This window comes from Streptomyces sp. NPDC057002 (assembly GCF_042673825.1).
In the GTDB taxonomy this organism is placed as follows: Bacteria; Actinomycetota; Actinomycetes; order Streptomycetales; family Streptomycetaceae; genus Streptomyces.
Genome location: NZ_JBHURZ010000001.1, coordinates 832922 through 857546, shown reverse-complemented (window position 1 = coordinate 857546; position 24625 = coordinate 832922). Strand labels below are relative to the sequence as shown.

The 24625-nt window shown below is 70.4% G+C and carries 27 protein-coding genes; 13 read left to right on the top strand and 14 right to left on the bottom strand.

Annotation, left to right across the window (positions count from 1 at the left end; all coding sequences use genetic code 11):
• Positions 1-144 precede the first annotated feature (144 nt).
• The 4 genes from ACFT32_RS03830 to ACFT32_RS03815 form a co-directional block, all read right to left on the bottom strand.
• Positions 145-984, bottom strand: a complete 840-nt coding sequence (locus ACFT32_RS03830) for a relaxase/mobilization nuclease (RefSeq protein ID WP_382485472.1) — start codon at positions 982-984, stop codon at positions 145-147.
• The gene (locus tag ACFT32_RS03825) at positions 981-1406 is read right to left on the bottom strand and encodes a hypothetical protein (RefSeq protein WP_382485470.1); all 426 of its coding nucleotides are present in this window, start codon (positions 1404-1406) and stop codon (positions 981-983) included. Before ACFT32_RS03825 ends, ACFT32_RS03830 begins: the two co-directional genes overlap by 4 nt.
• 99 nt (positions 1407-1505) lie before the next feature.
• Positions 1506-2003 carry a hypothetical protein gene (locus ACFT32_RS03820; protein ID WP_382485467.1) on the bottom strand — a complete coding sequence of 166 codons (498 nt, stop codon included), beginning with the start codon at positions 2001-2003 and terminating at the stop codon, positions 1506-1508.
• A gap of 12 nt (positions 2004-2015) precedes the next feature.
• The gene (locus ACFT32_RS03815) at positions 2016-2360 is read right to left on the bottom strand and encodes a hypothetical protein (RefSeq protein WP_382485466.1); all 345 of its coding nucleotides are present in this window, start codon (positions 2358-2360) and stop codon (positions 2016-2018) included.
• Between the two features lie 520 nt (positions 2361-2880).
• On the opposite strand from ACFT32_RS03815, the gene ACFT32_RS03810 reads away from it, so the two are divergent.
• The gene (locus ACFT32_RS03810; RefSeq protein WP_382485463.1) at positions 2881-5157 is read left to right on the top strand and encodes a hypothetical protein; all 2277 of its coding nucleotides are present in this window, start codon (positions 2881-2883) and stop codon (positions 5155-5157) included.
• Positions 5158-5348: 191 nt separating this feature from the next.
• On the opposite strand, the gene ACFT32_RS03805 is transcribed toward ACFT32_RS03810, so the two are convergent.
• The 10 genes from ACFT32_RS03805 to ACFT32_RS03760 form a co-directional block, all read right to left on the bottom strand.
• The gene (locus tag ACFT32_RS03805) at positions 5349-6398 is read right to left on the bottom strand and encodes a hypothetical protein (protein WP_382485461.1); all 1050 of its coding nucleotides are present in this window, start codon (positions 6396-6398) and stop codon (positions 5349-5351) included.
• A gap of 54 nt (positions 6399-6452) precedes the next feature.
• Positions 6453-7298 (bottom strand): hypothetical protein, encoded by an 846-nt coding sequence (locus tag ACFT32_RS03800; RefSeq protein WP_382485459.1) that lies wholly within the window; start codon positions 7296-7298, stop codon positions 6453-6455.
• 514 nt (positions 7299-7812) lie between these two features.
• Positions 7813-8313, bottom strand: coding sequence for a hypothetical protein (locus ACFT32_RS03795; protein ID WP_382485456.1), 501 nt, complete (start codon positions 8311-8313; stop codon positions 7813-7815).
• An 87-nt stretch (positions 8314-8400) separates the two neighbouring features.
• On the bottom strand, positions 8401-9915 hold the full coding sequence (locus ACFT32_RS03790) for a VirB4 family type IV secretion system protein (protein WP_382485453.1): 1515 nt from the start codon (positions 9913-9915) through the stop codon (positions 8401-8403).
• A 28-nt stretch (positions 9916-9943) separates the two neighbouring features.
• Positions 9944-10405, bottom strand: coding sequence for a DUF6238 family protein (locus tag ACFT32_RS03785; protein ID WP_382485451.1), 462 nt, complete (start codon positions 10403-10405; stop codon positions 9944-9946).
• A gap of 105 nt (positions 10406-10510) precedes the next feature.
• A complete protein-coding gene (locus ACFT32_RS03780) occupies positions 10511-11983 on the bottom strand; it encodes an SCO6880 family protein (RefSeq protein ID WP_382485449.1) in 1473 nt (490 codons plus the stop codon).
• An 81-nt stretch (positions 11984-12064) separates the two neighbouring features.
• Positions 12065-13444 (bottom strand): ATP-binding protein, encoded by a 1380-nt coding sequence (locus ACFT32_RS03775; RefSeq protein ID WP_382485447.1) that lies wholly within the window; start codon positions 13442-13444, stop codon positions 12065-12067.
• 16 nt (positions 13445-13460) lie between these two features.
• Positions 13461-14153 carry a hypothetical protein gene (locus ACFT32_RS03770; RefSeq protein WP_382485444.1) on the bottom strand — a complete coding sequence of 231 codons (693 nt, stop codon included), beginning with the start codon at positions 14151-14153 and terminating at the stop codon, positions 13461-13463.
• On the bottom strand, positions 14153-14467 hold the full coding sequence (locus ACFT32_RS03765; protein WP_382485441.1) for a DUF6112 family protein: 315 nt from the start codon (positions 14465-14467) through the stop codon (positions 14153-14155). Before ACFT32_RS03765 ends, ACFT32_RS03770 begins: the two co-directional genes overlap by 1 nt.
• A 91-nt stretch (positions 14468-14558) precedes the next feature.
• Positions 14559-15677: a C40 family peptidase gene (locus ACFT32_RS03760; protein WP_382485439.1), complete on the bottom strand. Its 1119-nt coding sequence runs from the start codon at positions 15675-15677 to the stop codon at positions 14559-14561.
• A 516-nt stretch (positions 15678-16193) separates the two neighbouring features.
• On the opposite strand from ACFT32_RS03760, the gene ACFT32_RS03755 reads away from it, so the two are divergent.
• The 12 genes from ACFT32_RS03755 (at position 16194) to ACFT32_RS03700 (ending at position 24597) form a co-directional block, all read left to right on the top strand.
• Complete coding sequence (locus ACFT32_RS03755) at positions 16194-16949, top strand: DNA-methyltransferase (protein ID WP_382485437.1); 756 nt, start codon at positions 16194-16196, stop codon at positions 16947-16949.
• A gap of 236 nt (positions 16950-17185) precedes the next feature.
• Positions 17186-17746, top strand: coding sequence for a DUF4913 domain-containing protein (locus ACFT32_RS03750; RefSeq protein ID WP_382487021.1), 561 nt, complete (start codon positions 17186-17188; stop codon positions 17744-17746).
• The gene (locus tag ACFT32_RS03745; protein ID WP_382485435.1) at positions 17743-18228 is read left to right on the top strand and encodes a hypothetical protein; all 486 of its coding nucleotides are present in this window, start codon (positions 17743-17745) and stop codon (positions 18226-18228) included. Before ACFT32_RS03750 ends, ACFT32_RS03745 begins: the two co-directional genes overlap by 4 nt.
• A 19-nt stretch (positions 18229-18247) precedes the next feature.
• Positions 18248-18955 (top strand): hypothetical protein, encoded by a 708-nt coding sequence (locus tag ACFT32_RS03740; RefSeq protein WP_382485433.1) that lies wholly within the window; start codon positions 18248-18250, stop codon positions 18953-18955.
• Positions 18956-18976: 21 nt separating this feature from the next.
• Positions 18977-19729 (top strand): hypothetical protein, encoded by a 753-nt coding sequence (locus ACFT32_RS03735; protein WP_382485431.1) that lies wholly within the window; start codon positions 18977-18979, stop codon positions 19727-19729.
• Positions 19730-20088: 359 nt separating this feature from the next.
• Positions 20089-20574 (top strand): hypothetical protein, encoded by a 486-nt coding sequence (locus ACFT32_RS03730; RefSeq protein ID WP_382485428.1) that lies wholly within the window; start codon positions 20089-20091, stop codon positions 20572-20574.
• Entirely contained in the window at positions 20571-21023 is a 453-nt protein-coding gene (locus tag ACFT32_RS03725) for a hypothetical protein (RefSeq protein WP_382485426.1), read from the top strand. The genes ACFT32_RS03730 and ACFT32_RS03725 overlap by 4 nt, the downstream gene beginning before the upstream one ends.
• Positions 21024-21038: 15 nt before the next feature.
• The gene (locus ACFT32_RS03720) at positions 21039-21437 is read left to right on the top strand and encodes a hypothetical protein (RefSeq protein ID WP_382485423.1); all 399 of its coding nucleotides are present in this window, start codon (positions 21039-21041) and stop codon (positions 21435-21437) included.
• 152 nt (positions 21438-21589) lie between these two features.
• On the top strand, positions 21590-22003 hold the full coding sequence (locus tag ACFT32_RS03715; RefSeq protein WP_382485421.1) for a hypothetical protein: 414 nt from the start codon (positions 21590-21592) through the stop codon (positions 22001-22003).
• A 43-nt stretch (positions 22004-22046) separates the two neighbouring features.
• The gene (locus tag ACFT32_RS03710) at positions 22047-22889 is read left to right on the top strand and encodes a winged helix-turn-helix transcriptional regulator (protein ID WP_382485419.1); all 843 of its coding nucleotides are present in this window, start codon (positions 22047-22049) and stop codon (positions 22887-22889) included.
• On the top strand, positions 22886-23365 hold the full coding sequence (locus tag ACFT32_RS03705) for a regulator (RefSeq protein WP_382485416.1): 480 nt from the start codon (positions 22886-22888) through the stop codon (positions 23363-23365). The genes ACFT32_RS03710 and ACFT32_RS03705 overlap by 4 nt, the downstream gene beginning before the upstream one ends.
• Positions 23362-24597, top strand: a complete 1236-nt coding sequence (locus ACFT32_RS03700; protein WP_382485414.1) for an MFS transporter — start codon at positions 23362-23364, stop codon at positions 24595-24597. The genes ACFT32_RS03705 and ACFT32_RS03700 overlap by 4 nt, the downstream gene beginning before the upstream one ends.
• The last annotated feature ends 28 nt before the right edge of the window (positions 24598-24625 follow it).

The window sequence follows — 24625 nt, the reverse complement described above, 5'->3', positions numbered from 1 at the left end:
TGGACGCGGACGACGTCGACGAACCCGGTGCGCTGGAGGATGCTGTGTGCCTCGGAGTCGCCGCCGCGGGCGAGGAGTTCGTCGGAGTGCGGGTCGCGGCGGATGTCCAGGACGCGGTCGGAACGGGGCAAAGAGACGTTTCTCCTACGGCGATCGGTGGGCCGTGTGCCGGACGGCGGGCGGTACGGCGGCGGCAGGGGGCTGGAGTAGGCGGGCTGCGGTGGTGTCCAGGTCCTGCTGGATGGTGTGCAGGCGGCGGGCGATCAGCTCCAGACGGTGCGCCGTGTCGTTGCCGACTGCTCCCGGCTGGCGGGCGATCCGGTGCGCCGTGTGCTCCACGAGCCCGCGGACCGTGGCCAGCGGGCCCGGCCTGCTCGTCGGCGAGCTGAGTGAGGACGCTCGCGAGCTGGGCCGATGCCGTCGGTGCCGTGCGGATGGCATGCCGCGGAGCGGGTCCGGAGCGTACGGGGACCAGGTGGAGGTCCTACGGCGCGCCTCGTCCGAGAGGCGCCGCAGTATGTCGGTGGGCGGGGCGTGCCACGCGCCGTCGGAGTGGATCAGGTTGGCGATCAGATCGAGGCGACCGTGCTGGGCTTGAACGGCGATCCAACGGCAGCCATGCTCCTTGCCGGGAACCTCAATGCCCGCGGCCCGCGCGAGCCGGTGAGCGACCTCGGCCCACTCCGGTCCGGTCAGGACCCGGTCGTCCGGGTGAAGGCGGATGTCGAGGTGGAGGATCGCCCGCCGGTCACCGTCCGGGCCGGTAGCGAACGGACGCTCCGCGTAGGGGTCTTCCAGGTGCTTGGCCCACTGGAGGGACGTCCAGGTCTTCTGCTCCTCGTCCAGGGCGAAGCGATCCAGGCCCGGCCTGTGGGCGACCACCGTGTACAGCGTCAGGCCCTCGTGGGGTGAGACCGGCCGGCCGAGCGCTTCTTCGAGCGGGTCGTGCGGTGTGTGTGTCCGCTCGTACAGGCGGGGGATCACCGGCCGCCCCGGACGTCGGCGATGTGCACGAGCTGGCCCAGGGCGGTGGTGGTGTACCAGCCGCAGTCGATCAGCTCGTCGCGGCCGGCGTACTTCGGTAGGAGGGCGTTCTCCATGGCCCGCAGGTGGATCAGGCAGTCCGGGCAGCGGCGCGAGAGGTGAACGAGGTAGCGGGGGTGGGCGGTGACGTAGGACTGGGCGCCGCCGGTCGAATCCCGCAGCCGCCATCCGTCCTCGTCGGTCGGGGTGTGCCAGGACGGGGCCACGACGCGCATCGCGGCGCCCCACAGTTCCCCGCCGGCCATCCCCTTCAGGACGACGACGGTGTCACCGGCCTGGAAGTGCGCGTGGGTGATGTCCCGGTCGGGGGTGAGAGGGTCGGGCGTCGGTGCGAACGCCGAGGTGGATGGGGGATGGGACATGAGTTCCTTCCACGCAGTTGCTAGCGGGGTGGGAGCATCAATAGTCCTGAGGAACGCCGGTTTGGCTAACCGGCGTTTCCCGGCTATGTTCCGTCTCTGTCAGCGGAACGGGTTCTCCGTCCCGCGGTCCGCCTCGGCGGCTGCGTCGAGGAGTTCGAGCAGGTCAATGCCTTCGGCGTCGCGCTGGTCGATCCACCATCCGGCACGGGTGAGGCAGCGGGCCTTCTCCTCCAGCTCGGCCCAGTCCGCCTCGTCCCAACTGCCCTCTATGACCAGCGCGGTGTGCGCGGACGTCATCAGCTGATGGCGGGAGCGCTCGCCCCAGTCCCGGGCCTTCTCCGGGCCCTCCAGCTGCGGCATGTCGAACTGCTCGGCCCACGCGACGGCAGCCTCCTGCTCGGCGGCGCGCCTCGCCGCCAGCCACTCCTCCTTCGACTCCGTGTCGGTGTCGCGTGCCGCCTTCCAGCAGTCGGTGCAGTCCTTCGACGCGAGCCAGCGGGCAAAGCCCGCCCGCTTGTCGGCAGGACGGTTGGACAGGTCATGATCCACACGGTGGGAGCATGCGTGCTCCACGGTCCAGTGCGTACGCACGGCCATATATCGGTCTCCTCAAAGGCGTTCGAAAGTGGTGGGGTTGCGCCCTGAGCAGGGCGTCTTGTGCCGGCCTCGGAGTGGGCGGCGGTGCCGGCCGCGGGGCAGCTCCACCGCGGGGCGGAGCTGTCGGTGCGCGGCGAGCAGGACGGCGAGAACGAAGGCCGCGCCGGCGGCGGGGAGCGCGGCGATGGCGAGCGGCTGCTCGGCGAGGTGTCCGGCCAGGGCGGTACCGGCGGACTGTCCGACGCCGATCGAGGGAATCAGGCACGCGTACGCCTCGCTGGTCCGGCCCGCCGGGGTAAGGGCGTTTGTGCTCACGTAGGTGCAGGTGACCACGACGGTCAGGATGGCGCCGGGCACGGCGACCGCGGCGGTGGCCGCGAACGGGCCCGGTAGAACTTCCTTGCCTGGGCACCTTGGTAGTCACTGCGAGTAGCGGCCCGTAGTCTCACTCCTTGGCGATCGGGGTTTTAGATTTCCATGCACCTGCTCTCGGGAGGCTGCCACCGACTCCTCCGCCCGTGCGGTGACGTTGCTCAGTCAGGAACACAAGACACGTTCGTGCCAGCCAGTCCGTCTGGGTGTATGGCAGGGAAATGTCCTGCATGGCGTACGGCGCCCAACTATGAATGACCCGGACAGGGTTGATCTGGTGACGGTGCTGTGTGGAGGCGGTGTGACACGGGAGGAGTTCGGGACAGTGCCCGAGGCGCGAGGGCTGGAAGCACTTGACTCAGCGGTGGTGCGCCTCCGGCGTCCCGACGGATCCCCGGCCGGTGCCGGTCTTCTCATTGCCCCCGACATAGTGCTGACGAGCGCTGCAGCAGTCGGGAGCGCCCTTGGCCTGCCCTTGGGAAACGAGTCGGTGGCGGGCAGCAGAGTGAGCGTCGATGTGCCCTTCACCGCGACAGGCACGGTGACCGAGGTTCGGGCGAATGTGGTCGAGTATCGGGTACCGGAGCGCGCCTATGAGGTGGGCGGCATCGCGCTTCTCCGGTTGCAGGCGGCCTTGCCGGATGGGCGTCCGCTGGGGATGGCCGACGCCGGCTGGCCATCGGGCCACGCACTTCGAGTGCCAGGCTTTCCACGCCATGTCCCGGGCGGTTGCTGGTTCGCCGGGCGCCTGGACCGCGCTACCGCGCTGGGGCCGGCACACCTGTTGCTGGACGCACCGGACACAGCGCCCGTGGATGCTGGGTTCAACGGCAGCCCGGTCTGGGACACAGAGCTGGGGGCCGTGATCGGCATGGCCGAAGTAATCAATGGCCCCGGCGGTCCCCAGATCCTCCTGGTCACCACGCTTGATCTACTTGCTCGACTCCCCGAACTGTTGCGGCTGCTGCCCAACGTATTCCCATTCCGGGGGCTGTCGCCGTTTACGGAGGCCGACGCGACGGTCTTCCACGGCCGAAGGGCCGAGTGCTCGGCGCTCGTGAGTATGGTGGCCCACCATCAGTGGACCGCTGTCGTCGGCCCGTCCGGTTCAGGCAAGACTTCACTGGTCCTGGCGGGAGTGGTCCCGCGGTTGCGGGAGACCGGCACTGCGGTGGCCGTACTGGATCCCGCCTCAAGCCAGCCGCTGATCGCGCTCGCCGCAGCGCTGCTGCCGCTGGTTGCGCCCGACCTGCCCGAGACGGACCGGATCCGCCGCACTGCCGAGTTGGCCGCAGTCCTGGCCGGTCAGGGTCTGGCCCCGGTGGTGACCGACCTCCTGACGCGCACCGGCAGTGGGCGCCTTCTCATCGTGATCGACCAGTTGGACAAGCTGCTCGCGCTCAGAAGATCCGGCACAGAAACCGACGAGCCGGCCCACGTCCTGTTCGCCGACAGTCTCCCTGAGACGGTACGCGTGCTCACCACCTTGCGCAGCGACGCCGTCCAGGCAGTCTTGGCCCATCCGCGTCTCGGACACGTCCTCACCCGGCAGCAGGTGTATCAGCTCGGGCAGATGGACGCCGACCAGCTCCGTCAAGTCGTGGACGCTCCCAACGACTCCGTTCCTGGACTCCGCTACGAACCCGGTCTCTCGCAGCGCATCCTTGGCCACGTGGGAGCGGAGCCGGGCAGGTTGCCGTCACTCGGCCTCCTCCTTGAGCAGCTGTGGCGTCGGCAGCGGAATGGATTGCTGACGCACCAGGCGTACGACCAACTCGGCGGCGTTACAGGAGCGTTGAGTACATACGCTGAGCAGATCTTGGCACGTTTCGCGCGGTCGGGCGATATGGAGGAAACCCGACGGCTGTTCACCAGGCTGGTCCGGATCCCGTGGGGCACCGGCACTGCGATGCCCCGCACGGCGCTGTGCTCCGAACTGGGGGAGGAAGAGCGGCACGTCGCCCAGCGGCTCGTGGACGCGAGACTGCTGGTCATCGGCTGCGACGCCGAGGGCACTGCGACCGTGGAACTCGCTCATGCATCGTTGATCACCGACTGCCCTAGGCTGGCCAGGTGGGTGGCGGAGAACCGTGAATTTCTCACCTGGCGGGAGTCCCTACGGCACGACATGGAGCGCTGGAAGAGCTACGGTCGCGCACCCGGCCTCCTGCCGGAGCCCGAGACGCTGGAGGCGGCTCTGGGCTGGCTGAGTGAGCGTGGCAGCGAACTGAGTGCAGAGGAATGCGATTATCTGGAGGCCGGACGTGTTCGGCGCCGGGTTCACCACCGATGGCGGCAGTGCCGATGGATCTGGGCCGCGGCGGCGGCCTCGGGCGGCCTGCTGATCGGGAACCGGCTTGTCGGCTCTGGCCAAGCTTCACTGGCCACTGCCGTCGCCGGAGGTGTGTGCACGGCGGCGCTCGGGATCCTCGGGTACATGCTGTGGAGCACTCGGCGCCCTCTCACGACCACACCGTGGCACCGCGTGCAGACCTTGGCCCAGGCCGCCCTGCTCGGGTACGTCGTTGCGTACCTCACCGGACAACCGGTGGTCGGCCGCCCTACGCAAGACGCCTTCAGCCCGTCAGAGACCGCCCAGGTCGTCACGGCCATCGGTGCGTTGGTTTCCGCCGTGGGCATGAGTGCAGCTGCCGTCATCCGAGCCGTCGCACTTCTGATCCACGCGCGAAACGACGCTGTGCGCGCTCGTGCCGGACTCCCTCCGGCCGATCAGACGGCACCGGACCAGGCCCAAGGAGCCGAGGACGCCGCGACCCAGTAATCCACGACGAGGTCGAAGGAGACAGCGACAGACGGCGACCGGCTCTGCCCGTCCGCTACTGTGCCGGCGCCACCGAACGCGCACAGGCGGGCCCGGCAACGAAATCCCGAGCTCGGGAAGTTGCCCGCTCCAGCAGGTAGGCGATCCGGTCCGGGCCCAGTCGCGTGGGTGTGACGACGGCAGCTTCGGCATCAGATGCGGATGGCGACCGGAGGGCCGGAGGCGTCGGTGCGGGCGCAGTTGTAGCCGATCAGCCGGGACGGTTTGCTCCTCGCGGGGACAGTGGCGGCGTCGTTGCACACGAACGTGTAGCGGATGGAGGTGCGGGGCACGTCGTGGAGCCAGGCCCGGTCGTCCTTGCCGGGGTTGATCTGCAGGCCGGAGTGCGCGACGGCGTCGGTCTGGGTGTGCGTGTGGGAGAAGAGGATCAGCGCGCCGCTGTCGGTGGTCTTGAGGGCGTAGGCGTCGGTGTAGCGGTTGTCGGCGCCGGCGAAGACGGTCGTGCCCTGGTCCCCGTAGCGGGTGCCCGTTTCGTTGTGGACCTCTATCTGCTCCTTGCTCGCCTTGGTCGGCGCGAAGACCTTCGTCCCGGTCTTCACACCTCCGGTGGAGAAGTTGTCGAGCACGCCTGTGCGCAGCAGGGCGGCGTCGGCCGCGAGGTGCTTGTTGCCGTCGGCGGCGACGGCCGTCGCGTATCCGTCCCGGTCGCGGGCGATGTCTGGCAGTTTCCGGCTGTCCAGGTCGATGACGGAGACCATCTCCCAGCGCTTGGGCTGGGGGCGTTCGGCGAACACGGCCAGCCGCGAGGGGGCCTTGCCCTTCTGCGACGAGAGCGCGGCGGCGAACCAGCGGTCCTGCCCGACGGCCAGGCGCGGGATGTACAGCTTGGCGTTGGCCGAGTCGTAGGACCACGGCTTGTACGGCTTGCGGTCCGCTGCGGGGAGCCCTTCGGTCTCGGTGTAGTCCGAGACGGACATCGCGTACAGCGGACGGTCCTCGACCGTGTCGAGCAGGGGCCGGTTCCGGGTGGCGTTGGCCTTGTTGTTGATCTTCGAGTAGCGGGCGATGACGTCGCGGGCCTGGGCGGCGGTGAGGGCGGGCGCGGGCCTCGGCGCGGTGCTGGCGCTGGGGGACTGCCTGGTGTCGGAGGAGGTGGCGTGGTCGGTGGCACAGCCGGTCAGGGCCAAGACGAGGCAGGCGGTGCCGGCCAGCAGCGGCCGGGTGCGTCGGGGGATGCGCATGGAAGGCTCCAAGGTTGAGGTAGGGGAGGGGAAGCGGGGAGAGGAAGCGCGGTGTCAGCGCATGTGCCGCGGCGTGCCCGGCGGGTGGACAGGCGGGGGAAGGGCCGGTTGGCGCGTCGGCGATGCCGGCCTTCGGGGTGCTGGCTCCTGCGGGGTCAGCGCCCGCATCCGGTCCTCAGCCACGTGCAGGACCTCTCCGAGGTTGCGGATCTCGGCGGCGGCTTCGGCTAGGTCGTAGGACAGGTCGAAGCCGTCGTCCTCCTCGGCTTCCTTGGCCTTCTCGCCGGCTGCTTCGAAGAACTCGCCGAGCTGCGCCAGCAGGCCGTCGGTGGGCTCCAGGATCTGATGCAGCAGGTCAGCGGCATCCGCGTGCGACTCGGCTCCGTTGAGCCGATCGGTCAGCGCGCGCAGCGCGTCGCCGTAGACGTAGTCGGAGCCACGGTTTGATGTGCCCGGGACGTCCCGGGCAGGGGGTGTTGGTTGGGTTGGTTTCACGTGATGGCTCTCGTGGGGCAGGGAGGCGTGGGGTAGCAGTCCGAGCTGGGCGAGGCGGCGGTCGATCGCCTCGATCAGGGGTTGGGCGCTGCCGCCGTGGCGGGCTTCGGGCCGCTGGCGAGCATCGAGGTCGTCGGAGGGGGCCGAGTCGTAGAGGACCTCGAACCGCGTCTGGTCGTCAGGGTGCTCGCGGGTCGCGATCCAGCCCTTGGGGTCTCCGGGCGTGCGCTCCGAGGGCGGTTCCTGCGGCGGACTGATGATCAGATAGCTGTCGTCGGGGAGCGAGACGCGCACGATGTAGGCGCTGAGGCCGAACTCGATGTCGCACTGCAGTCCGCGCGCTCGCAGCGGCGTGGTGATGTGCGCGTGGCGACGCCACAGCTCCTGCCACCACGGCGTGTTCACGTTGCGGTGGTCGGGAAGCGGCGCGAGAGCAGCCGTGCGGGCGTCTGTAGCGTTCGCCTCGTCAGCGTCAACGGCTTCTCCTGCGGGACACGGGTGTCCGATGTGGCGGAGGCGTTCGGCGAGCGGGGTCGTCCTCCTGCTTCGGAACCAGACTGAAGTCGATGTCGTAGTCGTCGTAGGCGGCGATCAGGTCGTGTTCCTGCTGGGCTTCACGGTTGGCGACCTGCGCCAAGAGGTCGTCGTGTTCGGCTTGGCACTGCTGGTACTCGGCCCAGTCGGCGTCGCTGAAATGAGTGGGGCGGCGGCTCGTTGGCGTGGCGACGTCGCGTTTGGGCGGCGGGTCGTGCGGACGCTCGGCTGCCGGATTGCGCTGCCTGTTTCGTTCCGGTTCGGAACGCGCGGGATGTTCCGTTTCGGAACGGTCTTCGTGTCCGAAACGGAACAGGTCCAGCCACTGCGCAGCTGTCTCGCACGCTGTACGAGCGCGTCACGAACGGTTCGGGACCCGGTGCGGCTAGCGGTGGCGACCGCCTGGTCTGGGCGGAGGCAGGGACAACGGGCTTTCCCGACGAGTGAGCGTCGAGAGGAAGCGTTGGAAACCGAGGTGTTCGTCGAGTTCCTTGGCCGCGTCGCGCAGGGATTCCGAGGTGCGCTGAAGGAAGGCGCGCGCTGAGGCGTGATCGATAACCATGCGGTCGCTGAGGTAGTGCCGGTCGGTCGGGTTGGCGGACCGTGCCAGGGACAGGGCGCGCTCTGCGGTCTCGGCGAAGTGTGGTGCTGCGTGGCTCGACATGGTCGCCGCCGTGGCGAGATGCTGTAGGAGGGTGCTGCCGGTGCGGGTGATGCGGTGCGGGCTCCGGGCGAAGTCAGCAGCCATCCGGACCACGTGGCGGGAGAGGTCCTGTGCGCCGGCGGCGTGCTGGAGCAGTGCGGTGTAGGAGGGCGCGGTCGGAACGCGTCCGTTCTCGTCGAGAAGCTCCCACTGCTGGGCGGCGTTGTGTAGTTTGTCCCTCATCGCGTTGAGTGCGCCGATAAGGTGGAGGGCGTCGTCGCGTGGTATCAGGTCGCGTTGAGAGTCGGGTTTCACGGGCCTCTTGCTGTTTCAGTGCATGCGTGCGTCGGTGTCGAAGAGCGCCAGTTCGTGGCTGTGCAGGAGGTGCTGGACGATGAAAGATCGTCCGGCGACTTTCCATAGGCCGCGCCCTCGGTTGAGGTGGGCGATGGCGTCCATCTCGACGGAGGTCAGGCCGAGCAGGGAGGCTGCGGCGTGGAGTTGGTCGGTCTCCTGGCGGTAGATGATCCGGGTGCTGCAGTCGGCGAGGAGGCCCTCGGCCAGGGCGCGGCCCTGTGATCCGGCGTCGCCGGCGGTGAGCAGGTCGGACAGCCGGTGGATGACCATGAGGTTGGCGATGCCCAGGCCACGGGAGAGCTTCCACTGGGCCTGCATCCGCTGGAGGAGGCCGACGTGGCGCATCAGGCGCCACGCCTCGTCGTAGACGATCCAGCGCCGGCCGCCTCCGGGGTTGGAGAGGGCGGATTCCATCCAGGCGCTCGCGCAGGTCATCGCCAGGACGAGGGCCGTGTCGTCGCCGGAGCCGCCGAGCCGGGATAGATCGATGGTGAGCATCGGCGCGCTCGGGTCGAAGGCGACGGTGGAGGGGGCGTCGAACATGCCGGCCAGGTCACCGTGGACCAATCGGCGCATGGCGTGGGCGAGGTCGCGGGCGGCGTCGCCGAGCCGGCCCGACATCATCCCGGCAGCTTCGTCGAGCGCGCCAGGGTTGTTGAGGGCGCTGGCGACGTCGCCGAGAAGAGGAGTACGGCCGGTGGCGGCGGCGCGGGTGACGACCGAGTCGAGAGCGATGTCCAGGGCGGTGTGTTCCATGGGCTTCAGGTCCCGGCCCAGGACGGTCCGGGCCAGGGAGCCCAGCAAGAGCAGGCGCCGCTTGCGGATCTCGCCGGCCCAGTCGGCTTCGGACACGCTCTGTGGGCGCGGGGCCGCGTCCAGGGGGTTCAACCGTCCGGGCAGTCCGGGCCCGAGAGCGACGGACCGGCCGCCGAGAGCCTGCGCCACCGGTGTCCATTCGCCCTTCGGGTCGCACGGTACGTAGACGCGGTAGCCGAAGGCGACCGACCGTAGCGCGAAGGACTTGGCCAGAGCGCTCTTGCCCTGACCGATCACGCCGGCGAGCAGCAGGTTCGGGTTGGTGAACCCCTCGACCTTGCCGTACAGCGCGAACGGGTCGAAGACGAAGCTCGCTTCGGCGTGGACGTCGCGGCCGATGTAGATGCCCTCGGCGCCGAGGCCGCCTTCGGCCAGGAACGGGTACGCGCCGGCGGCTACGGCTGTCGTCATGCGGTGGGCGGGGAGTTTGAGCCGGGTCCCGCGGGCGGAGGCGGGCCCGGGTCTGCCGCTCGTCGGGTAGAGCGGGGCGGGTGTCTCGTGCTCGGCGGTTGTGGCCTGGGCGGGGTGGGTGCTGGTTTCGGCGCGTGCTTTGGCGGTGGCTTCGGCGAGTTGTCGGCGGGCGGCCTTGCGGCTGGCGCGGTCGGTGCCGTGGGCGGTGAACAAGGGGGAGGCGGAAGCGCGGCGGGCGCGACGGGCGGGCCGGTGGCTCATCGGGGGCCCTCGATTCTGCGGGTGGTGCTCATCGCGCGCAGGCCGTGGTGTGCGGGCGGAGGTCGGTGGGGGTGGTCTTGCGGCGGATGCTGTGCCCGGCGGCGAGGTGGCGCTGGCAGATCGTCAGAACAGGCGGCCCTTCGGGCAGCCGTTCGGGTCGGCATGTGCGTGCCTCGGCGTCCGCCGCGGTGTCGGTGGGCAGCAGGTGGAACGCGCTGTGGACTTCGTTGGTGGCCTGCCAGAGGCGAGTGTGCGCGGCGGCCAGGAGGCGGCTGGCAGCGGGATGGGGAGGACGGGTGGTCTCGGCGAGCCGGTCCAGGAGGTGGAGCAGGGCGGTGAGGTGGGCGTGGAGCACGTCGAGGTGCTGCCGGTCCGCCGGCGGGGGCGGGGCGGCGTCCGGCGGAGCGAGGGCGCGGGTGTGGTGGCGGACTCCGGCGCTCGCGGCGCGCAGGTAGGGGTGCGCGTCGCCCGCGGGTGTGCGTGAGGTCAAGGGTGGCGGTCCTTCCTGCCGGGCGGCAGGGCTGGCGGCGGGTGGTCCGACGCGGATGAGCGAAGAACGGCGGGCCAGGGGGCCGGCCGGTGGGATGGGGCCAGCTCACAGAGCGGTCCGGGCGAGGGGGAGCGCGCCGAGGGCGAAGGCATCGGGCTGCTGGTAGTTGAGCCTGCGCAGATCGACGCCGGAGGTGACGGCGTGGGTCTCGATCTGTGCGCAGGCGGCGTCGAGGAGGGCGTCGGTGGCGGCCGTGACGGTGACCAGTCCGGTCAGGGCCACGTCCGCGTGGCCGGCGATGAGCTGGCGTTCACGGGTCTTGACGTCGGTGTACTCGACGGAATCCTCTTCGGAATCGACCTGCCCGCGGCGGGCGCGCTCGTTGGCGTCGGCGATGATGGCGGCTTTCCGACGCTGTACGTCCCGCAGAGCGGACTCGAGCCCCTGCGGCACGTAGATGAGGGAGAGGCTGCGCCGGACGCCGGCGGTGAACATGATCCCGTGAAGGAACCCGGCGTTCGTTTCGGTGCGCGGCCAGTTTTCCACCCAGTACGTCGCGTGCCGCGCGCTGTCGGTGGCGAGGCGGTTGTACTCCTCGATCTGGACGACGGGCCCGGCGGCTGCGGGATCGGCCTCGGCGCTGCCGGTGTCGGACCACTGCTGGAGTGCGGCGAGCGCGTTGGGGTCGTAGGCGGTGCGGATGACGGCGGCGATCTCCCGCGAGGTCAGCCACCCGGTGACCATCAGCCCAGCGTTGCGGGCGGCCTGCGCGATGGAGGCGGTGGTCTGTTCCATGACGGTGAAGGCTCCCGGCAGCCCTCCGCCGGCCTGGCGGATGAGGCGTCGGGCGGCCTTGAGGTCGAGGGAGATGGCGAGGTAGGTCTCGTGGGGTGCGGCGGCGGGGCCGGCCGAGGTGACCAGTTCGGAGTAGATCTGTCCGGCGACCGGTGTTTCGGGCTGCCCGTGCTGGGTCCAGTGGCGGGTGAGGGTGTCGCCGCTGTCGGGGACGGTGCGTTCCAGCACCTGCACGGTGGCGATGTGCCCGGTGCGGGCGATGCCCGCGAGCGCGCGGCCCCAGCTGGTGACGTTGTGGTTCTGTGAGGCGGGGTCGAGAAGGGCGAAGGCGCGGCTGCTGACCCGGGCGACGGCCGTGAGGGTCTGCTGATGAGGGTCGTGCACGGCGGCAGCGCCGGTGGCCGAGTCGCCGGGGGTGACGACCTTCAGCGAGGCGGCGCTGCCGGGCAGGTGGAGGACTCCCTCCTGCCGGGGCCGCGTGACAGGCCGGGCGAGCCAGAGCGTCTGGCCGGTACGGCGGCGGTGTGCGTAGCGGGCGACGACTGGTGCCCAGTCGATCAGGGAGCGGCCGTGCCGGCGGATGGCGATGAGGGCACCGGATGCCGCCCACAGCGGGGCCAGTGCCACGGCGCCGAGCAGCCCGGTGGAGATCAGCGTCATCAGCAGCAGCGCCAACGTGCTGGAGGCGAGGATGAGTTGGGGCAGGGAGAGGCCGAGGAGGATGCCGCGGCGTGACCGGTGAGGGAACTTCACCGTGACCGGGGCGAGGGAGAGATCAGTCAAAGGACGGGTCCTGGGGAGGCGGGTGGAACCCGGGGGCGGGAAGTGCAGGGCACGTCCCGCCCCCGGTAGACGGGCAGGGAATCAGAGACCGGTCGGAGGCGGCGGCGGTCCCGCCGTTTCGCTCTTCGCGGCGTTGTGTGAGCCGGAGGACGGCGGAGCGCCCTGCGGCGGCGGGGTCGTGGTCGGCGGGCTGGATCGCCACCTGTTGCCCTGGCCGGAGGCGGTGTTCGCCCCGGGTCCGCCCGGTCCCGGGCTGCCGCCCACCTGTCCGCTGGTGTCGTCGGACACGCTGGTCGGTGCGGGCTGGACGGCCTTGTCCAGACCGGACTTGATGGCATTGCCACCGGGTGAGACGCCTGTTCCGCCGCCCTGTGAACCGTCCTTGCCCTCTGCGTCTCCGCCGGTCGGGTTGGCGGCGATGTCGCCGGGGAAGCCCCCTCCGCCCGCGGCGTCGGGGCCCTGCAGTGCGGCGCCTGCGCCTGCTGCCGCACCGCCGGTCCCTGCGGTGGCCGCTGCTGCCGCGGCCTTGCGGGCGCCGTTTTCGGCGTGCGCCTTGGCGAGCTGGGCTCCGGCACCACCGGCGCGGTGGAGGGACTCGCCGTCGGAGCCGTCTGCTGCCCAGTGGACGAACTTGAAGGTCGCGTACGGACACAACAGAACCAAGATCATGATGACGATGCCCGCCATCACATCGGCGAGCGCGGAGAGCCCGTCCTTGGCCTCGGATTTGCCCATCGCGGCGATCCCGAGCACGAAGACGACCGTCATCAGCAGCTTGGAGACGACGAGGGTCGCGGTGGCCTCGATCCAGCCCCGGCGCCAGCGGCGTGCTGCCTCCCAGCCGCCTCCGGCACCGGCGAAGACAGCCAGGGTCACCATGACGAGGATGCCGACCTTGCGCACCATCATCACGCACCAGTACAGCAGGGCACCGACGGCGGCGGCCAGGGCGGTGAAGACGGCGACGAGCCAGCCCAGTCCGGCCAGTCCCGGGATCTGGTTGACCTTGACCATGCGGCGCACCGCTGAGGCGATGTCCGTGTTCGCGGCCTGGAAGAGGCCGGCGGACAGGGCGTCGACCACTTCGATCGCGACGGTGGTCAGGGAGATCGCGGCGAACGCGAAGATCACCCCGGAGGCGGTGCCGGTGAACGCCTGGGTGAGGGCCTGGCCGTCACGCCGGATCGCGGCGCGGACGAGCTGGGCGCAGAAGGTGGACACGAGCACGACCAGACCGATGGGCAGGATCATCTCGTAGTTGTCGCGGAACCAGCCCGCGTTGAGGTCGACGCGGGTGGTGACATCGACGGTCCTGGCGGCAAGGTCGGCCGCGGCAGCGGCCAGTTCACCGGCGCTCTTGGCCATCCAGTCGCCGATCGCCTTGCCCGGGTCGGAGGCGAAGTCCACGGCCTGGCCGACCGCGCAGACCTTGTCCGCCAGGGGGAGTTCACAGAACCCCATGAGCAGCTCCTTTCGGTCAGGGCGCGACGCGCGGGGCGATGGCGACGAGCGAGCAGTTGGACGAGGGCCGGCACTGCATGGCCAGGGTCACGGCCCGTTCCTCGGCTCCGCCCCCGCCTTTCTGCCAGGCGATGCTCTGCTTGCCCGTGACGGTGACGGCGTAGATGTACGCCTTGGTGATCTCCGAGGGGTTCTCCGCCAGGGCCTGCTGGAAGGCAGCGGGATAGTGGGCTTCGGCGACGGTGGCACGGGCGTGCTGCTTCTGGTCGGCCATCCGCGACCACAGCAGCGGGTCGGGAACGTGGCCGGAGACGGACGCCCAGTCGGCGTACGTGGACTCCTTGGTCATCCAGGCACGCATGCCGGCGAGTTGCTGGTCGCGGCTGGTGTCGCGGGTGTCGTAGGACCACAGCATCTGGGCGGCTGCCCTGGCGTAGGCGACCGGCTCGGAGATCTGCGGAGGCGTGGGCACCGACCCAGGGCCGGAGGAGGGCTCGGGGGCGGCCTCGGAGGCGGACGGGCTGCCGGCCGGGGCGGGCGCGGCGGTGTCCGGAGCCCTTTGGCCGTTTCCGCTGCCGGTCACTACGGCGGCGATCCCGGCGATGACCAGCAGCACGGCCACGACCGCGGCGACGATCGCGATGCGCCGGTTGGCCGACCAGCCCGTGCCGTAGGAGGACAGGGACAGGGCGGGGGATCGTTTGCGCATCAGTGCACCTGTGAGCCCAGGTTCGAGAAGAACGCGACGATTCCGTTCGCGGCTCCCAGACCGAGCGCGGCGCCCGCGGAGACGGTCGTGCCCTTCTTTCCGTTGGCCTCGGCCTGGTGGCCACCGGTGTGGTGGCCCCAGGCCCACACTCCGAGGGAGACGGCGAGGGCGCCGACGACGGCGATGATCCCGAACATGTTGATGCTGCTGACGACGTTCTTCAGCACGCTCAAACCGGGCAGGCCGCCGCCCTTCGGCGAGATTCCTGGGTCGTAGGCGAGCTGGAGGACGCGGTCTGCGAGAGGGACGGACATACGTGTGGCGGGGCTCCTTGCATACGCGGCCACGCGAGGGCCGACGGGAAGGGAAGACGAAGGGGGAGGTGCGCGAGGGGCGCGGGCGAGGTCACAGGACGCGGCGGGCGGCCAGAATCGTCCAGTCCTTGACCGGGGTGATCCGGACCGGCTTGGTGGTGCGCGGCGCCTCGATCACGAGGCCCTCGCCCATGTACATGCCGACGTGCTCGGGCCATGCGGCGGTACCGCGACTGAAGATGAGGTCACCGGGCGTGAGATCAGCGGGCGAGACGGCCTTTCCCTCGCCCACCTGCGTGTACGTAGTGCGGGTGAGGGTGACGCCGGCCTGCGCGTACGCCTGCTGCGTCAGGCTGGAACAGTCGCAGCGGCCCATGGGATCGGGGCCGTGCGCGTTGGTGCAGGACCCGCCCCACTGATAGAGGGTTCCGAGCTGCTGCATCGCCCAAGTGAGGGCCTTACGGGCCTTCGGATCGACGTCCTCGGGAATCGCGTAGCCCTTCGGCACGCTCCCCTCGGGGATGCGGCCGAACCCGGAACCGTCCTGTCCCGGCGTACAGCCGGTCGTACGGGTCGACGGCCCCTTGTCCTGCGCCGCGTCCTTGCCGCCGCCGGGGAAGGTCTTGGCGATGGCGGCCTGCAGCGCGGTGGCCAGCTTCTCCCACTGCGCGTAGGCGTCCGGCAGGCCGGACTTCTGCACGACTTGGGCGGCCTGGGTGACGGTCATCTGCTGCCACCCGCTCACCTTGAGCAAGTGCTGGTAGAACTGCTCGCTCGCGTAGGTGGGGTCGCGGATCTGCTCGGCGCTGCCCCAGCCCTGGGAAGGGCGCTGCTGGAAGAGGCCGAGGGAGTCGCGGTCGCCGTAGGCGAGGTTGCGCAGCCGGCTCTCCTGCATCGCCGTGGCGAGCGCGACGATCTGCCCGCGCTTGGGAACGTCGAGGCTGATGCCGGTGTCGACGATGGTCTGCGCGTGCGGGATCTGCTCACCGGGCAGGTCCAGGCCCTTGATGCGGACCTCGGAGGCGTCGGCGCCGTCGAGGATCTTGGTGACCTGGTCGGTGACCTTGTCCGTGTCCAGGCCCGGCAGGCACGGGCCGACGGCGCTGGAGTTGGTGGGGGCTGCGCTGGAGCTGACCATCATCATGGCCGCGCCGCCGAGGAGGAAAGGAGTGATGACGACGACGCCGATGCCGGCGGCGAGCGCCTTCAACCGGAGCGGACCGCTCGCCGGTCAGCGGTGTCGGGCGTGGGTGGGTAGCGAGACGTCATGAATGTGTCCTTGCGGGGTGCGGTGTCCGGCGTGCCGCGTACGCGTGGCGAGATGGAAGGGCGCGGCGGCCGGGGTGGGCGATCGGAGGCGGGCCGCTGCGGGGCGAGTTGCCGCTTGCTCCGCGTGGCTGGGTAGTGAGCTAGGTGTGCCGGGGCAGGGGGTACCTCCGTGAGGTTTGGCGGGGGAGTGGCCAGCGGCGGTGTGCGCCGGGCGGTTCAAAAACAGTAGGTGCGGATTGGCGGTTGACCAAAAAGTCGGCGTGAGGTGCCGGAAATCGGCACTTCGATAGGGCACTTCTTGGTCGTCGGCGGTTTCGCCTCTACAGTTTTTGGACTCCCCTCGCCCGTCCTCGGTATGCGGCCCTGGGTTTCTGCATGCCCAATTCCGGCCCGAGAGGACTCCTGTGCGAGGCGGTTTTCTCTCTCCGCGTTTCCGCACCCGAATCGGGGTCCCTCTTTGCCTTTTTCCCTTCACCAGGGCGACGCTCTGGCTGTTCTCTCCGGCCTTCCGGACGGCTGCGTCGACTCCGTCATCACCGACCCGCCGTACAACTCCGGCGGTAGGACAGCGAAGGAGCGCACCACCCGCTCCGCGAAGCAGAAGTACACCTCCGCCGACTCCAAGAACGGCCTCGCCGACTTCACCGGCGAGAACATGGACCAGCGCAGCTACGGCTTCTGGCTGACGCAGATCATGACGGAAGCCCACCGCCTCACCAAGACCGGCGGGACGGCTCTGCTGTTCACCGACTGGCGCCAGCTCCCGACCACGACGGACGCGATCCAGGCGGCCGGGTGGCTTTGGCGAGGTGTGTTGGCCTGGCACAAGCCGCAGGCCAGGCCCCAGAAGGGCCGGTTCACCCAGAACTGCGAGTTCATCGTCTGGGCGTCGAAGGGTCCGATCGACAGCGCCCGGAATCCGGTCTATCTGCCGGGTATGTACTCGGCATCGCAGCCCTCCGGCGTCAAGCGCCAGCACATCACGCAAAAGCCCGTCGAGGTGATGCGCGAACTGGTCAAGATCAGCCCCGAAGCCGGCACGGTGCTCGACTTCTGCGCCGGATCCGGCTCGACCGGGGTCGCTGCCCTGCTCGAAGGCCGGGACTTCATCGGTGTGGAGAAGACCGAGCACTACGCATCCATCGCGGCCGACCGGCTCACCGAGACGATCCGCGAAACCCTCACGCAGGACGACGTGGTTCTCACCGTCTGAGGCGGGAACGGCAAGGGCCCCCCTTTAGCCCATTCCGGGACTCCTTGCTGCGACACGCCCTTCTCGTGGCCGGGTGAATGGTGCCCCGCGCCGTGTCCGCTTTCCTATTTCCAACCCTGCCAGGAGGTCATCCTTTCGTGTCTGAACCCGTAGAACCCCCGGCTGATGGGGAGTCGGAGCCGGTGCGCATTCCGGATTCTGAACTGGAGGGGATCGAGGCCAGCGTCCGGCGGCTGATGGAGCAGTCGGCGCAGCAGGCCCAGCAGCTCGACCACCTCGCCTCTGCCCCGTCACCCGGTCCCGCCCAGCCGTTCGCGGCGTTCGGTATGCCAGGGCTCACCGGACCGCCCCCGGCCGCGCCGCCGGAGCCGCGTCCGATCCTGGAGCTGGACGGGGAGGAACGCGAGGACGAACTCGATTCCCTGTCGGACTGGGTCGACGACTTCCTCCTTCCCGTCTACGGGGCGGAGGTCACCACCGCGGCGCCCTGGTGCCTGCAATGGCAGGAGCACGACGTGGTGGTGGCGTGGCTGCACGCCCTGTGGCTCGCCTACCAGCAGCACAGGGACCCCGAGTCGGGCCTGTCCGGGCTGTTCGTGTGGCACCGCGACTTCCTCACCCACGCCATGGCCGCGATCCGTGCGCCCGGCGGGCCGCTGTCGGCATGCATGACCTCCCCGGATCGCCCGGCTCACCGCCTCCTGCCCGGCCCGCCTCCCTCAGCCCGTGGCGAGAAGGCGCCGGCGAGCGATGCGGCACCTTCCGGGTCCGGTGAGTCCTACCAGCTGACGGCGTGAGCGGGGGCCAGCAGCGGGCGGCCTTCGGCCTCAGCTTCGACCCGCGCGCGCTGAGCGATCTCCTCCAGGCCCCGAGCGACATCCGGGACCTCACCCTCGCCTACCTGCAGGAAGTGGTGAACGCGGAGCGCTTCGGGCTGCGGCTGACCGGTGACTTGGAGGACTACCGCAAGCTGTTCGTCGACTCCCGCAAGGACTGGCGCGTCGTCTACGGCGTGCGCCCCGCACCGGCGGAGTCCGGCTACCGGCGGGAGATCCACGTCGTCGCCGTCCGCCCGCGGGCCGGCAACGACGTCTACGACGAGGTCGGCCGCCGCCTGGGAATGCCCCGCCGGCCCCTGAGCGCCCGCACGCACGCGGCCCGTTCCCGCTCACCCCAGCTCACCACCCGCGCACCGGCACCCAGGCCGGGACCGCCGCCCTCCGTAGAACCTGGCCTGCCCCGCCCGCCGCACAACGCCTCGCACGACCAATCCCGTTGACCACCCGGAGATCTCGCCTATGGCCCCTGATCCCGCGCCGGCCCAAGGCCGGCGTGCGCTCTCCGCGCTCGACCACCGCATCGAGGCCGCCACCGGCCACGATGTCGACACCCTGTGGGCCCATCGCGAGCGCGGCGTCCTCGACGAGGACCACGCCCGCCTCGTCGACCAGCATCGCGAGTTGACCCAGGCCGAAACCGGCGTCACCTTCCACCGGCAGCTCCTCAACCGTCTGTTCAGCGGCGAGTTCCCCGTCGATCGCGCTCTGCTCCAGCGCCTCGACCGCACGGTCGACCAGCTGGAAGAAGCTGCCGACGTACGCGCCGCCGCCGTGCAGCGGGTGCTGGCCGCCCTGGAGCTCATCGAGGCCGCCGCCGCAAGCGCCTCACCGACGGTCAAGGCTGACGCGCTATCGGCCGCTGACCAGGCAGCCCTGCTCGCGATCGCGGGTGGCGCCAAGTTCTACGAGCACCTGCTCACCCACCGGATGTCCGTGAGGTGCGCCTCCGGCGCGCGCATCCCGTACGCCGAGCTGCAGCGGCTGGAGAACGCCGGACTCGCCTCTCGCGACACCGCCCATCCCGTACACGCCGGACAACCCGTTGTCCTGACCGACGCCGGACGCGCCGCCCTGCGCGCCGCTCGCCCCCAGCCGACTCCAACCCCTCTGCCAGATAGGACAGTTCGCCCCGGCTCATGGCCATCCACTCCGGCACCCCGGCGCTGACCCCGCACCGAAAGATTCCTCTTGCCTCCCATCGACCCTGCACTCACCGGGAAGGACGTCCCCGAAGTCGTCTTCGACCTGGACGATCTCGACGCCGACCTAGGGGTCTACCGCGACTTCTACCGCCATGTCGCAGTGCGCGAGGACATGCTCGTCCCCCTCGCCGAACACCACACCCCTGACGGCGTGCACAGCTACTACGTCCTGTTCGACCGCACCGCCACCTACGATCACCCAGGCATTCCTCAGTACATCGCCGTGCACCTGAAGCGGGACCAGACGAGGAAGACGTTCGACTGGGATCATGCTCTGCTGCCGCTGCCCGCGATGGCGCAGTCCTGGCTGATCCACCGCGGATGCCCTCCCGATGCCATCGGACTCAACCCTGCGGCGGACTTGGGCCCGCCGCCGGCAGACGAGATGACGCGAGCCCTGGAACAGCGTCTTGTCGGCGACGGAGACCACTTCGCGATGGGCTACTCCTACACCCGGGACGACCTGGACGACATGGTCACATTGGTGGCCCTGCGTGCCCTCGACGAGCGAACCCTCTCCCCGTTTCGTGTCGTGGTCGAGGAGGTCGACACCGAGGTGTGGTCCTACACCCTGCGCGAGGGCGGCTTCGACACGGTGGGCGAGGCACTGCAGTGGTGCCGCGACCGCCTCGCCGGCGAGGTCAGCCCTCTCCCTCCGGTCCGCCCGGCAGCCGCAGCCAGCCGCCCGGCCGGCGTGCCGAAGGCCCCTGCTCCGCGCCCTCCCGGCCGCTCGCGCTGAGCGCCGAGGCCGAGGAGAGCGGCGCAACATAGCCGACGATCGCCGGTTAGCCAAACCGGCGATTCTCCGGACTCTTATGGGGCCGCAGGGAAAACCCCCGCTGCACCATTCCACGCAATCCCTATGCCTGCACGGAGATCTCTTCCGCATGCACACGACCCCACCCTTCAAAACCGCCGCGGTGATCGGCGCGATCGCTCTCCCCCTGCGGGCGGCCCCACCACCAGCTGCGCGGCGCCCCCAACCACCACGTCACTGGCTTCGCGACAACCGGAATGTGGCGCTGCCGAGTTCATCGCATTCACGACTCCCGACACCTGAACGACCGGGCCGCTGAGCCCTTTTCGGAGGAGCTCTCCTTGCCTGACGAAATAGCCGAAGCCGCCACGGACATCGTGGGGGTGCTCACCGAACAGATCGAAACGCGATTCGGGATGGATCTCGACCGGCTGAAGGCAGCGGTCGCCGCAGCCCCCGCAGCCAACCGTAAAGCCACCGACATCGTCAGGTGGCACGGCCTGCTCACCGAGTCCCAGGCGGCACTCGACCGTGCCGAGGACGCCCTCGTCGCCGCGCTGCACACACAGCCCAGCGAGGTGGACGACCCGACGATGGACCTCGCCCACCGCGTCAACGCGGCCGTGACCACGCGGGACGGACGGGCCCTAGTCGTGCGCTGGCTCCTCGACCCGAACGCCCCGGGAAAGCAGAGTCTCGCCGCCGACCGGCTCGCCCGACTCAACCGCGCCACCCACAAGGGCCCGGCCCCGCAGACCAGTGCCCCGCGCCGCCCCGCGACCGAGCCGGCAATGGCATCGCGAACGGGCAGGGCAGCGCAGCGATGAGCGTCCGGCTCAAGCCCAGCACCATCGACAGCCGGCTGGCCGAGGTCTTCGGCGCCCCCGTGCCCGAGCTGTACGCGGCTGCGACCGGCGCCGATTGCTCTCCTGCGCTGACGCGCGCCCTGGAACTGCGCTCCTTCCTCGCGCTCGCCGAGGAACAGGTCGCCCGAGTCCGCGACCGCGTACACGCCGACATGGCACCCGAACGCGACATGGCCGAGCTGTCAGCCGCACAGCTCCGCCTCGACGCGCAGTGGCTGGACGCGGGCCTCGTCGCCCGCGACAGCTACCGCGCCGCCCTGGACGACCTGCTGCGCACCATGCCCCCCGGCCAGCGGCCCCGGCCTGTCCGGCTCATGCAGGCAAGCGTCTTCACGACCCTGCCCCCTCCCACGGCAGCCGGACTGACCGGACATCCGCAGCCGTCCAGAGCTGCGCGCCACAACATCTAAGAACGGAAGATCCCCATGTCACACCTGATCAAGAACCCGCGTATCCGCACGGGAGCGGCCGTAGCGACCCTGGGCCTCGCCCTCACCGCGGGTCTGGCAGCCACGCCCGCCTCCGCGGCGAGTTCGGGCTGGTGGACCTCCCCGGGCAACCGCGCCGAGGGCTACTACAACAGCGCGACCAGCCAGGTCTTTGCCAACGACCTCAAGAAGGATGGGTACAGCGCGATCACCCAGGTCCGCACCGTCCGCGACGGCTACTACGTCACCGACGTCACGGACAAGTTGGCCAATGGTCGGGGCAGTTGGAAGACGCCGACGATCTACTCGGGCGTGAACTTCAAGATGCGGGTCTGCGTGGTGAAGAGCGGCCACAAGCCCACGGGGTGCGGGGCCTGGCACCAGTTCATCAAGTAGGAGCTGCCCCTCCTCCTGAAGCCACCTTGTGACACCTACCTGAAGGCGTGTCACCGCCGTGTTGCCCCGATCGGGGGCCGCCCGGCGACCGGCCGCCCCGGCACCCTCGCGCGCCGGGGCGGCCCGGCCCCGCCGACCGTGAAGGCCACCGCTTGCCCCATCCGACGTCCCCCGAGATAGCCGGACGGATCGAGGACCTGTACGGCGCACCGCTCGCCGATCTCGAAGCCCACGCCCAGGACCAGCCGCCCGGCATGCTCTCCGCCCTGCTCGGCATGCACGACGACCTCGCCCTCGCCGAGCGCAGCATCGACTTCCAGCGTGACCGCCTTGCCCGGCTCATCCACCCCGAGCGGCAGATCGGCCCGCACGAGGTCTCCCACCTCCTCGACGGGACCCGCCGCCTCGCCGAAGCCGTCGCCGTCCGCGAGGTTCAGGCCAAATCGGTCGCCGCCGTCCTGCAGAGCCTGGCCCGCGTCCCGGCCCCGATGCCAACCCCGCCGGCTCCCTTGCCGCCAGCTCCGGCTCCGCCTCATGCGGCGCCGAGTCCGGCGCACAGCCGCTGACCCGCAGGCGATCCCCCTTCTCCTTCACCCAGGAGTTCCTCCTTTGGCCATCACCGCTCTGCCTCCTGACACCGACGCCGACATCGCCCGGGTCGCCGAGGCCCTCGCCATGATCACCCCGCGCTGGAACGTGAGGATCCTCCTGGCCCTCTCCGGCCCGCCACTGCGCTACAGGGAACTGGCGGGCAAGGTGTCCTGGCTGCAGAACAGCCAGACCCACCTCAAGCTCAAGGCGCTGTGCGAGGCCGGACTCGTCGAACGCACCGAACACACCGCACGGCACGTGACCTACGGCCACACCGAACGTGGCGCTGCCCTGCTGCCTATCCTGCCGATGAGCGTCACCTGGGCCGAGGAACACCTGGAGAAGACGGACCGCCCGCTGCCCGCGATCGAGCAGATCGAGGACACCCTCACTCTGCTCACCCGGCGCCACGCCGCCGCCATCCTGTGGGTGCTCAAGGCCCGCCAGGAGGTCAGCGGCCGGGCCCTGGCCCGGCTCGTGATGCCCCGCAGCGACTGGACCAACGTCTATCCGCCCTTGCGGCAACTCGTCGCCGACGGCCTGGTCGACACGGACGGCATCGGCAGGCCCTACCGGCTGTCCTCCGCAGGCGACGGCCTTGGCCCCCTGCTCGGAACCCTGTCCGCCTGGTCCGCCGGGCAGCCCCTCGACCGGCCGGCCCAGCACCCGATCTGGGGGAACCCGCACGCGAAGCCCGCGCCGAGGCCGTGGGTCAGCAGCCAGTCCCGGCCGGCCCGCACGGCGCTCCCACCCGCACGGACAGCCCCGTCCTCTCCGGCCTGGGACAACGGGGATCTCTTCTCGCACGCCACGACCGCCCGCCCGAAGGCAGCCATCCCGGCGGGAGGCCCGCGCCGATGAGCACCCCTCTCACCTCGGCCGACGCGCAGCGCATCGTCGAAGTGCTCGCCTCGCGGCCCCTGGTTCGTCTCGTCTCCGAGATCGACGACAACGGCGCCATAGCGCCGCGACGGCTGGCCGGCACCCTGCCCGACCTCTCCACGCACCAACTTCGCAGCGCATCCGACACGGCCCGCGCCCTCGGTCTCGTCCGGCTGGCGCCCGGCGCCGGTCTGGAACTGACTGAGGCGGGGATGGAGTTGGCCGACCTGTACGACGCGATCGCTCGCTGGGCCCGACGCCACGCCGTCCCGGCCCTCGTCAGCGAGTTCAGCAGCCGCATCCGGTGCGTCCTCGACCTGCTGGCACCATCGCTGACCACCGAGCGCGCCGATGGTGCGGAGGTGGGCCTGGCCCGTCTCCACACGCTTCTGATCCAGTGGCTGGCCGACAACCCCCACGTGGCCAGGATGTTCGAACCTGAGCCGGTCGCGTGAGCCAAGCGGTCACACCCCGGCCCGCACGCCACACCACCGGGCTGATGCGCAGCATCTACCTGCCGCGCACGGCGGACGCGTTGGCGTTCGCGATGTCCACCTACGGCATTCCGCTGCTCGTCCTGGCCACGACACGCTCCGCCGCGCTGACGGGCCTCGCGTTCGCCCTGGAGTGGCTCCCGCGGCTGGCTGCGTTCGGGTGGGCCGGACCGGTTGTCGAGCGGCGCGGGGCCGCGAGGGTCTTCCACCTCGCCTCCCTGGGACGCGCGCTGGCCCTCGCCGCAGGCGCGGCCCTGCTCCGCCTCCATCCGTCCGGCATGGTGGCGAGCGCGACCGTGATGGTGCTCGCGGCGACCACCGGCGTACTCACCGAGTTCAGCTACATCGCGGCCGAGACCGCAGGCGCCGCTGCCGGCCGTAGAGCGGGGGCGCGGGCCCACCGTGTCCAGGCCGTCCTGCTGGGGATCGACCAGACCGCGACCCTGGCCGGACCGGCGCTCGCCGGACTGCTCCTGCTCACGGGCCCGCCGCAGATGCTCGCGGTGATCACGGTGCTCTCGCTTCTCGCCGCGCTGCTCGCCCTGCGCACACCGCCCTCGTCCGATGCCCCTGTCCGGGCTTCGAAGGACGGCGCGAGTGCCGGGTTGCTCACCGGGTGGCGCACCATCCGGTCCCTGCCCGCGCTCGGCTGGCTCGTGACCGGACTGACCCTCTCCAACCTCGCGATCGGCTTCCTCCAGGCCGCCGGTCCGGTGATCGTCGTCAAGCACTTCGGGCACTCGACCACCGCCGTCGGCCTGGTCTGGTCCGCAGCCGCGGCAGCCACGCTTCTGAGCGTCACACTCTGCCGGTTCGCGATCGACCGCCTGGGCCTGTGGCCGGTCGGAGCAGCCTGCGCCGCCGTCGCCTCACTCGCCTGCCTCGCAGCCGCACAAGCCCCCGACTACCTCTGCTACTTGGTCATGGTCGCGGTTCTGATGGCGGCAGAGGGCGGCATGACGGTGGTCCTGCGCACCCTGCGCTCCCGCCTGATCCCACCCGACCGGTTCGCCAGCACCCTGTCGGCAACCATCCTCATCCTCCTGCTGCCCTTCCCCATCGCCGGCGTACTGACCGCGATCACCTCGCCCGACGCGCTGGGCCACGTCATCACCATCTGCGCCGCGCTGCAGGCCCTCGGCCTGTTCTGCGCCTTCGCCCGCCTACGCACCGATCCTGCCCTGCGCACTTGACCGCGCTGCGCCCCCAGCCTGTGGAGAA